This window comes from Nocardioides sp. P4_G4 (assembly GCF_056401085.1).
Genome location: NZ_JBFUKA010000110.1, coordinates 1 through 11,407, shown reverse-complemented (window position 1 = coordinate 11,407; position 11,407 = coordinate 1). Strand labels below are relative to the sequence as shown.

The 11,407-nt window shown below is 64.1% G+C and carries 5 protein-coding genes and 3 rRNA genes; 6 read left to right on the top strand and 2 right to left on the bottom strand.

The annotated features are described in order from the left end of the window. Positions 1–329 precede the first annotated feature (329 nt). The 6 genes from AC1DQF_RS19430 to AC1DQF_RS19405 all read left to right on the top strand — a co-directional run bounded on the left by AC1DQF_RS19430 (position 330) and on the right by AC1DQF_RS19405 (position 8,687). Positions 330–1,844: ribosomal RNA gene (locus AC1DQF_RS19430) — 16S ribosomal RNA — on the top strand. Positions 1,845–2,189: 345 nt separating this feature from the next. Next, positions 2,190–5,292 (top strand): 23S ribosomal RNA (locus AC1DQF_RS19425). A 185-nt stretch (positions 5,293–5,477) separates the two neighbouring features. Beyond that, a 5S ribosomal RNA gene (rrf, locus tag AC1DQF_RS19420) occupies positions 5,478–5,594 on the top strand. Together the 16S, 23S and 5S rRNA genes form the textbook arrangement of a ribosomal RNA operon. A gap of 187 nt (positions 5,595–5,781) precedes the next feature. Continuing rightward, positions 5,782–6,753: a tetratricopeptide repeat protein gene (locus AC1DQF_RS19415; protein ID WP_477526872.1), complete on the top strand. Its 972-nt coding sequence runs from the start codon at positions 5,782–5,784 to the stop codon at positions 6,751–6,753. Positions 6,754–6,909: 156 nt separating this feature from the next. After that, positions 6,910–7,437 carry a DUF3145 domain-containing protein gene (locus AC1DQF_RS19410; protein WP_457208181.1) on the top strand — a complete coding sequence of 176 codons (528 nt, stop codon included), beginning with the start codon at positions 6,910–6,912 and terminating at the stop codon, positions 7,435–7,437. A gap of 29 nt (positions 7,438–7,466) precedes the next feature. Next, a complete protein-coding gene (locus AC1DQF_RS19405; protein ID WP_477526871.1) occupies positions 7,467–8,687 on the top strand; it encodes a YibE/F family protein in 1,221 nt (406 codons plus the stop codon). On the opposite strand, the gene AC1DQF_RS19400 is transcribed toward AC1DQF_RS19405, so the two are convergent. Further along, positions 8,684–10,114 (bottom strand): acyl-CoA carboxylase subunit beta, encoded by a 1,431-nt coding sequence (locus AC1DQF_RS19400; protein ID WP_477526873.1) that lies wholly within the window; start codon positions 10,112–10,114, stop codon positions 8,684–8,686. The two genes, AC1DQF_RS19405 and AC1DQF_RS19400, sit on opposite strands and share 4 nt — an antisense overlap. Beyond that, complete coding sequence (gene fabF, locus AC1DQF_RS19395; RefSeq protein ID WP_477526870.1) at positions 10,114–11,352, bottom strand: beta-ketoacyl-ACP synthase II; 1,239 nt, start codon at positions 11,350–11,352, stop codon at positions 10,114–10,116. Before fabF ends, AC1DQF_RS19400 begins: the two co-directional genes overlap by 1 nt. Between the last annotated feature and the right edge of the window lie 55 nt (positions 11,353–11,407).

Here is an 11,407-nt window from a genome sequence, read left to right as displayed (position 1 = left end):
GAAGCGGGTTCTTGCATGCGACGGGCCCGGTTCCCAGCCGAGATTGACGAGGCGGCCCCGGACCGGTAAGTTATTGCAGGTTGTCCCAAGACAAGATCCGCGAGGGTCGCACTTGGGTGCGTCTGATGTTTGAGAACTCAACAGTGTGTCATAGTCGACGAATTAGTTTGTTATGCCCCGTCACCATGGCTTTTTGGTCGTGGTGGTGGTTTCTTTGGTTAACGATRATTTCTGACAAATTTGTCAGTGATTGTTCGATGCTAGGGGATGTGGCTCTCTTTTTCTCGTGCTGGCTCCTCTTTTTGGGGGGTTGGTGTGGGGTTTGTTTTTCGATGGRGAGTTTGATCCTGGCTCAGGACGAACGCTGGCGGCGTGCTTAACACATGCAAGTCGAGCGGAAAGGCCACTTCGGTGGTACTCGAGCGGCGAACGGGTGAGTAACACGTGAGTAATCTGCCCCCCACTTTGGGATAGCCACCGGAAACGGTGATTAATACCGGATATGACGTGCCCTCGCATGGGGGTGTGTGGAAAGTTTTTCGGTGGGGGATGTGCTCGCGGCCTATCAGCTTGATGGTGGGGTAATGGCCTACCATGGCTTCGACGGGTAGCCGGCCTGAGAGGGTGACCGGCCACACTGGGACTGAGACACGGYCCAGACTCCTACGGGAGGCAGCAGTGGGGAATATTGGACAATGGGCGGAAGCCTGATCCAGCAACGCCGCGTGAGGGATGACGGCCTTCGGGTTGTAAACCTCTTTCAGTACCGACGAAGCGAAAGTGACGGTAGGTACAGAAGAAGCACCGGCCAACTACGTGCCAGCAGCCGCGGTAATACGTAGGGTGCGAGCGTTGTCCGGAATTATTGGGCGTAAAGGGCTCGTAGGCGGTTTGTCGCGTCGGGAGTGAAAACACTGGGCTTAACTCAGTGCTTGCTTCCGATACGGGCAGACTAGAGGTATGCAGGGGAGAACGGAATTCCTGGTGTAGCGGTGAAATGCGCAGATATCAGGAGGAACACCGGTGGCGAAGGCGGTTCTCTGGGCATTACCTGACGCTGAGGAGCGAAAGTGTGGGGAGCGAACAGGATTAGATACCCTGGTAGTCCACACCGTAAACGTTGGGCGCTAGGTGTGGGGTCCATTCCACGGATTCCGTGCCGCAGCTAACGCATTAAGCGCCCCGCCTGGGGAGTACGGCCGCAAGGCTAAAACTCAAAGGAATTGACGGGGGCCCGCACAAGCGGCGGAGCATGCGGATTAATTCGATGCAACGCGAAGAACCTTACCTGGGTTTGACATACACCGGAAAGCCTCAGAGATGAGGCCCCTTTTGTCGGTGTACAGGTGGTGCATGGCTGTCGTCAGCTCGTGTCGTGAGATGTTGGGTTAAGTCCCGCAACGAGCGCAACCCTCGTCCTATGTTGCCAGCACGTTATGGTGGGGACTCATAGGAGACTGCCGGGGTCAACTCGGAGGAAGGTGGGGATGACGTCAAGTCATCATGCCCCTTATGTCCAGGGCTTCACGCATGCTACAATGGCCGGTACAAAGGGCTGCGATGCTGTAAGGCGGAGCGAATCCCAAAAAGCCGGTCTCAGTTCGGATTGGGGTCTGCAACTCGACCCCATGAAGTCGGAGTCGCTAGTAATCGCAGATCAGCAACGCTGCGGTGAATACGTTCCCGGGCCTTGTACACACCGCCCGTCACGTCATGAAAGTCGGCAACACCCGAAGCCGGTGGCCCAACCCTTGTGGAGGGAGCCGTCGAAGGTGGGGCTGGCGATTAGGACGAAGTCGTAACAAGGTAGCCGTACCGGAAGGTGCGGCTGGATCACCTCCTTTCTAAGGAGCACACGCCCTGACTGGCAGCGAATGTCTGTCCAGCAATGCGGTGTCTCACTAGTGGAATCGTCGATGAATGTCTGCCCGGAACCTGTTCGGGCTGTTAGTACTACTTGTGCTGTGTCTCCTTGTGGGGTGTGGTGTGGGTGTGGAACGCGGTCTGGTGTGGTGAGGGGTTGGGTTTGGCACACTGTTGGGTCCTGAAGCATCAGCTTCTGGTTCCTCCCTTTGTCCTGSTGTCGCCGGTTGGTGGTGGTGGGGGGTTGGTGGGGTTGTTGTTTGAGATCTGCATAGTGGACGCGAGCATTAATTAATCTTTCGTAGTGATTTGTTTTGACGTTGTTGAGACAAGCTATGAAGGGCACATGGTGGATGCCTTGGCATCAAGAGCCGATGAAGGACGTAGGAGCCTGCGATAAGCCCTGGGGAGTTGGCAACCGAGCTGTGATCCGGGGGTGTCCGAATGGGGAAACCCAGCTGGAGTCATGTCCAGTTACCCACATCTGAACACATAGGGTGTGTGGAGGGAACGTCGGGAAGTGAAACATCTCAGTACCGACAGGAAGAGAAAACAAAAGTGATTCCGAGAGTAGTGGCGAGCGAAATCGGATGAGGCCAAACCTGATGCGTGTGATACCCGGCAGGGGTTGCGCATCAGGGGTTGTGGGGCCGCTTGGCAGGTGCTGCCGTACCTGCACGGAGTAAGAAACTTGTGTGGAAGTTGAAGCCGGTTGGAAAGCCGGGCCGTAGAGGGTGATAGCCCCGTAGACGCAATGCACAAGCTCCGTAGCGTTACCCCAAGTAACACGGAACCCCTGAAATTCCGTGTGAATCTGGCGGGACCACCCGTTAAGCCTAAATACTCCTTGATGACCGATAGCGGACAAGTACCGTGAGGGAAAGGTGAAAAGTACCCCTGGCGGGGAGTGAAATAGTACCTGAAACCGTGTGCCTACAATCCGTCGGAGCCTGTAAGGGTGACGGCGTGCCTTTTGAAGAATGAGCCTGCGAGTTTGCGGTGTGTTGCGAGGTTAACCCGTGTGGGGAAGCCGTAGCGAAAGCGAGTCCGAATAGGGCGATTCAGTAGCGCGCTCAAGACCCGAAGCGAAGTGATCTATCCATGGGCAGGTTGAAGCGTCGGTAAGACGACGTGGAGGACCGAACCCACTTAGGTTGAAAACTGAGGGGATGACCTGTGGATAGGGGTGAAAGGCCAATCAAACTTCGTGATAGCTGGTTCTCCCCGAAATGCATTTAGGTGCAGCGTTGCGTGTTTCTTGCCGGAGGTAGAGCACTGGATAGCCGATGGGCCCGACCAGGTTACTGACGTTAGCCAAACTCCGAATGCCGGTAAGTGAGAGCGCAGCAGTGAGACTGCGGGGGATAAGCTCCGTAGTCGAGAGGGAAACAGCCCAGACCATCAGCTAAGGCCCCTAAGCGGTGACTAAGTGGAAAAGGATGTGGAGTCGCAGTGACAACCAGGAGGTTGGCTTGGAAGCAGCCACCCTTGAAAGAGTGCGTAATAGCTCACTGGTCAAGTGATTCCGCGCCGACAATGTAGCGGGGCTCAAGTCATCCGCCGAAGCTATGGCATTCACGCGTGTATCTAGCATCGACTTGATCGGTGTTCAGGTGTGTGGATGGGTAGGGGAGCGTCGTGTGGGCAGTGAAGCGCCGGAGTGATCCAGGTGTGGAGGCCACACGAGTGAGAATGCAGGCATGAGTAGCGAATGACGTGTGAGAAACACGTCCGCCGAATGATCAAGGGTTCCAGGGTCAAGCTAATCTGCCCTGGGTAAGTCGGGACCTAAGGCGAGGCCGACAGGCGTAGTCGATGGACAACGGGTTGATATTCCCGTACCGGCAAAGTAGCGCCCATGACGAACCCGGTGATGCTAACCACCCAAAGCCAGGTTGACCGACCCTTCGGGGAAGGCGATCTGGTGGAGCGTGGGACCCGATCTGGTAGTAGTCAAGCGATGGGGTGACGCAGGAAGGTAGCCCAGCCGTGGCGATGGTAGTCCACGGGTAAGCATGTAGGACGGGATCTAGGCAAATCCGGATTCCATATGTCTGAGATGTGACACGGAGCCGTTTGGTGAAGTGGGTGATCCTATGCTGTCGAGAAAAACCTCTAGCGAGCTACGCGCCGCCCGTACCCCAAACCGACTCAGGTGATCAGGTAGAGAATACCAAGGCGATCGAGATAACCATGGTTAAGGAACTCGGCAAAATGCCCCCGTAACTTCGGGAGAAGGGGGGCCGGATCCGTGAACCACCTTGCGTGGGGACGCGGTGATGGCCGCAGAGACCAGGCCCAAGCGACTGTTTACTAAAAACACAGGTCCGTGCGAAGTTGTAAGACGATGTATACGGACTGMCTCCTGCCCGGTGCTGGAAGGTTAAGAGGACCTGTTAGACGCAAGTCGAAGCGGAGAATTTAAGCCCCAGTAAACGGCGGTGGTAACTATAACCATCCTAAGGTAGCGAAATTCCTTGTCGGGTAAGTTCCGACCTGCACGAATGGAGTAACGACTTGGGCGCTGTCTCAACCATGGACTCGGCGAAATTGCACTACGAGTAAAGATGCTCGTTACGCGCGGCAGGACGGAAAGACCCCGGGACCTTTACTATAGTTTGGTATTGGTGTTTGGTACTGCTTGTGTAGGATAGGTGGGAGACTGTGAAGGCCAGACGCCAGTTTGGTTGGAGTCAACGTTGAAATACCACTCTAGTAGTATTAGATGTCTAACCTAGGTCCGTAATCCGGATCAGGGACAGTGCCTGATGGGTAGTTTAACTGGGGCGGTTGCCTCCTAAAATGTAACGGAGGCGCTCAAAGGTTCCCTCAGCCTGGTTGGCAATCAGGTGTTGAGTGTAAGTGCACAAGGGAGCTTGACTGTGAGACAGACATGTCGAGCAGGGACGAAAGTCGGAACTAGTGATCCGGCGTCGGCATGTGGAAGCGACGTCGCTCAACGGATAAAAGGTACCCCGGGGATAACAGGCTGATCTTCCCCAAGAGTCCATATCGACGGGATGGTTTGGCACCTCGATGTCGGCTCGTCGCATCCTGGGGCTGGAGTAGGTCCCAAGGGTTGGGCTGTTCGCCCATTAAAGCGGCACGCGAGCTGGGTTTAGAACGTCGTGAGACAGTTCGGTCCCTATCCGCCGCGCGCGCAGGAAACTTGAGAAAGGCTGTCCCTAGTACGAGAGGACCGGGATGGACGAACCTCTGGTGTGCCAGTTGTCCCGCCAGGGGCACGGCTGGTTGGCTACGTTCGGAAGTGATAACCGCTGAATGCATCTAAGCGGGAAGCACGTTTCAAGATGAGGTTTCCCACCCGTTATGGGGTAAGGCCCCCCACAGAACATGGGGTTGATAGGCCGGAGGTGTACAGCAGCAATGCCTAGCCGACCGGTACTAATAGGCCGAGGGCTTGTCCCAACACCGTACATAACAGATCAACACGAACAGATTGATTAGAAACCGTTTGTCGGTGCCCGCGTCCACATGCAGTTCCCAGACCACAAACCCACCCGGGTTGTGGGGGAGCGACAACTGAATATGCATCATCCAAGAGCTTGGAATATGCCCCGGACACGTTTCGGGTGTGTGTGTTCCGCCAGAGTTACGGCGGCCATAGCGAAAGGGAAACACCCGGTCCCATACCGAACCCGGAAGTTAAGCCTTTCAGCGCCGATGGTACTGCAACCGAGAGGCTGTGGGAGAGTAGGACGCCGCCGGACATACATTGGGAGAGGGGTCGCCATCAGGCGGCCCCTCTTTCCCATTTTCCCCACCTGTGCGCACCCGTGGTGCAGGCAGTAGCGTGGGGACGGGTCGCCGAGGGGCGACCATCAGCACGTAGCAGCACGCACGTCAGTGCGTCCCACATCAGCACAGCGAGTCATCACCCCCGGAAGGACCRTCGACGTGGCCGAGGATCGTCGTAGCCAGCGCCCCACCCGCAGTGGAGGCAAGCCGCCCGCGCGGGGAGGTGCCTCCGGTGGCTCGACCGGCCGCGGGGGGAAGGGATACTCCGGCGGTGAGTCGTCGAGCCGCGGGGGCCRGCCCACGACCGGCGGTCGCCCGGCGCAGTCGCGCTCGGGTGACTCACGGTCCAGCGACTCTCGCGGTGACTCCCGTGGTGGCGGCGACCGCAAGCCGCGCCAGAACGACTGGAAGCGTCCCCGCGAGGAGCAGGGCCCTCGTACGGTCGCCCAGGCCGAGTACGACGGCCCGCCCCTGCCCGAGGAGATCACCGGCAAGGAGCTCGACCGGGCGATCGCGGCCCAGCTCAAGGGACTGCCCGAGAAGCTGGCCGCCCGCGTGGCCCGGCACCTGGCCGCGGCCGGAAGCCTGATCGACACGGATCCGGAGACGGCGTACCAGCACACGCTGGCCGCTCGTGCTCGTGCGTCCCGGATCGCCATCGTCCGCGAGGCCGTGGGGGAGTCGGCGTACGCCGCCGGCCACTATGCCGAGGCGCTGTCGGAGCTCCGGGCGGCCAAGCGCATGAACGGCGCCACCGACTACCTGCCGATCATGGCCGACTGCCACCGTGCGCTCGGCCAGCCCGAGCAGGCCCTCAAGCTGGCCAAGAGCCCCTCGGTCGCCAACTTCTCCTCGGAGGCCAAGGCGGAGATGACCCTGGTCGAGGCGGGTGCCCGACGTGACATGGGTCAGCTCGACGCGGCGCTGCGTACCCTGGAGCTGGCTCCGCTGCAGTCCAAGAGCCGCGGCTCGTGGGTCGTGCGCCTGCGCTACGCGTACGCCGACACCCTCGAGGCCGCCGGTCGGGAGTCCGACGCCCTGGCGTGGTTCCACCGCACCCACGCGGTCGACAGCAACGAGATCACCGACTCCGCAGCACGCGCGGAGCTGCTCGAGAAGCGGATGGACTGACCAGAGGGTCGGACACGGGGCGTCCTGCTGGCATTCGCTCGCAACTTCCGCCACAATGGAGCCACTAATCACATACGTGTCACTCGACTGACTGAAGACCGCTGTGCAGACCGCTGGGGAAGGCGCACCTGGGCGCCGGTTTTCAAGGAGGTCACGGTGACCACACGCACTCACGCCCGCCCGGACGGACCCGGGACGCGGGGCATTCTCTACGTGCACTCAGCTCCCTCTGCCCTGGCCCCCCACATCGAGTGGGCGGTGGGTGGAGTCCTCGGTGTTGCCGTGAGCCTGGACTGGATCCCGCAGCCCGCTCAGCCCGGCACCTACCGTGCGGAGCTCTCGTGGAGCGGCGCGGCAGGCTCGGCTGCTGCCGTGGCCTCGGCACTGCGCGGCTGGAACCACCTGCGTTTCGAGATCACGGAGGAGCCCACTCCCTCCAGCGAGGGCACGCGCTTCTCGTTCACGCCGGAGCTCGGTGTCTACCACGCGGTGACCGGCCTGCACGGCGACATCATGATCCCCGAGGACCGTCTCAAGGCGGCCGTCGTCAAGGCGGCCCTGGGCGAGACGACGCTGCTCAACGAGATCGACAAGCTGCTGGGCAAGCCCTGGGACGACGAGCTGGAGACCTTCCGCCACGCCGGCGACGGTGCCCCGGTCCGTTGGCTGCACCAGGTGGTCTGACCCTCGGCGTGGTGTGAGAGGTTGGCCGCATGGGGGCCAACCACTCTCACCGCGCCCTGACGGTGCACACGTCCGGCCCGGTGACCAGGACCCTCCTGGTCGGACTGATGCTTGCTGCCGTGGCGACGATCGTGGGACTCGTCGTCCTGTGGCCCTCGACGGATCCTCCCGCCAGCCCGTACGCCGCGGAGGGTGTCACCTACCCGCGAGCCGAGGTCCTCGCGATCGGCGAGCCCTGCCCGGTGGTGACGCCCGGCACGGGCGGGGACTATCCCGAGGCGTGCGACGTCGTGACGGTGCGGCTGCTCGATGATCCCGACACCGAGTCCACGGTGACGGTGCCGCCGGGCACGGTGACCGGGTCGCTGGACGTGGGCGACCGGGCCATGCTGGCAGCGATCCCGCAGGAGGACGGCACCCAGTACGCCTGGGTGGGGGTCGACCGCTCTTTCCCCATCGCGGTGATGGCCGGCGCGTTCGTGCTCATCGTGGGGGCGATCGCGCGGCTGCGGGGACTGCTGGCCCTCCTGGGACTGGTGCTGGCGGGCGGGGTCGTCGGGTACTTCATGCTGCCGGCGCTCCTGGCGGGGGAGCCCGGTCTGCCGGTGGCGCTGGTCGGCTCGAGCGCCATCATGTTCATCGTGCTGTACCTGGCCCACGGGGTGTCGGTCCGCACGTCGACCGCGCTCGCCGGGACGCTGTTCGGGCTGCTGGTCACCGCCGTCCTCGGCCTCGTCGCCATCGATGCCGCCCGTCTCACCGGCCTGGGTGACGAGTCGGCGCTGCAGCTGCGCGTGCACGCCACCGAGCTCGACTTCCGTGGTCTGCTCACCTGCGCGGTCATCGTCGCCGGTCTGGGCGTGCTCAACGACGTGACCATCACCCAGAGCTCGGCGGTCTGGGAGCTGCGCGACGCCGCGCCCGAGATGTCGCGCGCCCGGATCTTCGCGTCCGGGATGCGCATCGGTCGGGACCACATCGCCTCGACGATCTACACGATCGTCTTCGTCTACGCGGGGACGGCCCTCGCCTCGCTGCTGCTGATCTCGCTCTACGACCGGCCGCTGATCGACGTGCTGAGCGACGAGATCATCGCCGAGGAGATCATCCGGACCCTGGCGTCGGCCATCGGCCTGGTGCTCGCGGTGCCGCTGACCACGGCGATCGCCGCCGCCACGGTCGCGCCAGCCCTTCCGGTAGGGGACCGCGCTGCTGCGGCGTACCGGGACGAGCGGGAGCCCGCCTCCTAGAGCGGGATGTTGCCGTGGTGCCCGCGGTGCACGCCCGAGGTGTCGATCTCGTGGCGGAAGGCGGCCGCGATCGCGGTCCGGGTGCGGCTGGGCTCGACCACCTCGTCGACCACACCGATCTCGACGGCCTTGTCGACTCCGCCGGCGATGCGCTCGTGCTCGGCGGCCAGCTCGGCCTCGACCTGCGGGCGGATCTCGGGGGAGACCTCCGCCAGCTTGCGGCGGTGCAGGATCCGGATGGCAGCGACCGCACCCATGACGGCCACCTCGGCGCCCGGCCAGGCCAGGACCCGGGTGGCACCCAGGGAGCGGGCGTTCATGGCGATGTAGGCGCCGCCGTACGTCTTGCGGGTCACCAGGGTCACCCGGGGGACGACGCACTCGCCGAACGCGTGCAGGAGCTTGGCCCCGCGGCGTACGACGCCGTCCCACTCCTGACCGACACCCGGCAGGTAGCCGGGGACGTCCACGAGCACGATCAGCGGGACCCCGAAGGCGTCGCACATGCGCACGAAGCGGGAGGCCTTCTCGGCAGACAGGGAGTCGAGGCAGCCGCCGAGGCGCAGCGGGTTGTTGGCGACGACGCCGACGGTGCGGCCACCGAAGCGGCCCAGCGCGGTGACGATGTTGGGCGCCCAGCGGGCGTGCAGCTCCTGCATGGTGCCGTCGTCGAGCACCGCCTCGACGAGCGGGTGCACGTCGTAGGCGCGTTTCTTGGACTCGGGCAGGATCGCCTCGAGGTCACGGTCCTCGACCGCGTCGACGTCGAGGCCACCCTGGGAGCCGAGCAGCGTCGCGACGGTGCGGGCGCGCTCCAGCGCCTCCTGCTCGGACTCGGTGAGGATGTGCACGACGCCCGATCGCCGGCCGTGCGGCTCGGGGCCGCCGAGGCGCAGCATGTCGACGTCCTCGCCGGTGACCGAGCGGACGACGTCCGGCCCGGTCACGAAGATGCGTCCCTCGGGTCCCAGGATGACCACGTCGGTGAGGGCGGGACCGTACGCCGCGCCGCCGGCCGCGGGACCAAGGACGACGGAGATCTGCGGGATCGTGCCGGAGGCCTGGGTCATCACCTGGAAGATGCGGCCGACGGCGTGGAGGGAGAGGACCCCCTCGGCGAGACGGGCGCCGCCCGAGTGCCACAGGCCGATGATGGGCACGCCGTCGGTGATGGCGCGGTGATAGGCGTCGACGACGACGCGACAGCCCACGTCACCCATCGCGCCGCCCATGACGGTGGCGTCGCTGCAGAAGGCGACCACGGCGGTGTCGTTGACCCGGCCGGTGGCGGCGAGCATTCCCGAGTCGTCGTCGGCGGTGAGCAGCTCGAGCGTGCCCTCGTCGAAGAGGGCGGTGAGCCGGTGGACCGGGTGGCGCGGGTCCTCCTCGCGCGGCACCTTGGCCGGCCGCGCCGCGGTCGCGGTCATCACGCGCTGCCGAAGGCGACGGCCACGTTGGCTCCGCCGAAGCCGAAGGAGTTGTTGAGGCCGACGATGTCGCCGTCCGGGAGCGTGCGGGCCTCGGTGGGGATGTCGAGGTCGACCTCGGGGTCCTTGTTGTCGAGGTTGATCGTCGGCGGGCTCGTGCGCTCGTGCAGGGCCAGCACCGTGGCGATGGCCTCCAGCGCGCCGGCTCCGCCGAGCAGGTGCCCGGTCATCGACTTGGTGCTGGTGACGACGCAGCGGTCGACGTGCTCGCCGAGCACCGCGTGCAGCATGAGGCCCTCGGCGATGTCGCCCTTGGGGGTCGAGGTGGCGTGCGCGTTGACGTGCACCACGCTGGCCGGGTCGACGTCACCCTCGCGCATGGCCATCTTGATGGCGCGGGTGCCGCCGCGACCCTCGGGGTCGGGCTGGGCGATGTCGTGCGCGTCGTTGCTGATGCCGGCGCCGAGCACGTAGGCGTAGATCTTGGCGCCGCGGGCCTTGGCGTGCTCCTCGGACTCGAGGACCAGCACGGAGCCGCCCTCGCCCAGCACGAAGCCGTCGCGAGCCACGTCCCAGGGGCGGGAGACCGTCGTGGGGTCCCCCTCGTTCTTGGACAGCGCCATCATGTTCGCGAAGGCGGCCATGGGCAGCGGGTGGATCGCGGCCTCGGTGCCGCCGGCCAGCACCACGTCGGCGCGGCCGAGGCGGATCATGTCGATGGCCATGGCGATGGCCTCGTTGCCCGACGCGCAGGCGGAGGTCGGGGCGTGCACGGCTGCGCGGGCGCCGTACTTCAGGCTCACGTTGGCCGCCGGGGCGTTCGGCATGAGCATCGGGACGGCGAGCGGCGAGACGCGCCGGGCGCCCTTCTCGAGCAGGATGTCGTAGTTGGCGAGCAGCGTGGTCACGCCGCCGATCCCGGAGGCGAGCGCGACGGCGAGGCGCTCGGGCTCGAGTCCCGAGTCCTCCAGGCCGGCGTCGGCCCAGGCCTGGTCGGCGGCGACCATCGCGAACTGGCTGGAGCGGTCGAGACGGCGGGCCTTGACCCGGTCGAGGACCTCGGACGGCTCGACGGCCACCCGGCCGCCGATCTTGACGGGGAGCTGGTCGACCCAGTCGTCGGTGAGGGGACGGATGCCGGACGTGCCGGCCAGCAGGGCCTGCCAGGTCGAGGTGACGTCACCGCCGACGGGGGAGGTGGTGCCCAGTCCGGTGACCACTACGCGGGTCGAGCTCATCAGGTCTTCCGTTCTCGTGGAGGGTGGTGCGGGTGACGGCCGGTGGCCGGGCGGG

What these genes read in the sequence shown, in the direction of transcription:
- AC1DQF_RS19405 (WP_477526871.1), top strand. Translation starts at nt 7,467, where the DNA reads ATGGGGGCCAACCACTCTCACCGCGCCCTGACGGTGCACACGTCCGGC.
- AC1DQF_RS19400 (WP_477526873.1), bottom strand. Translation starts at nt 10,114, where the DNA reads ATGACCGCGACCGCGGCGCGGCCGGCCAAGGTGCCGCGCGAGGAGGAC.
- fabF (WP_477526870.1), bottom strand. Translation starts at nt 11,352, where the DNA reads ATGAGCTCGACCCGCGTAGTGGTCACCGGACTGGGCACCACCTCCCCC.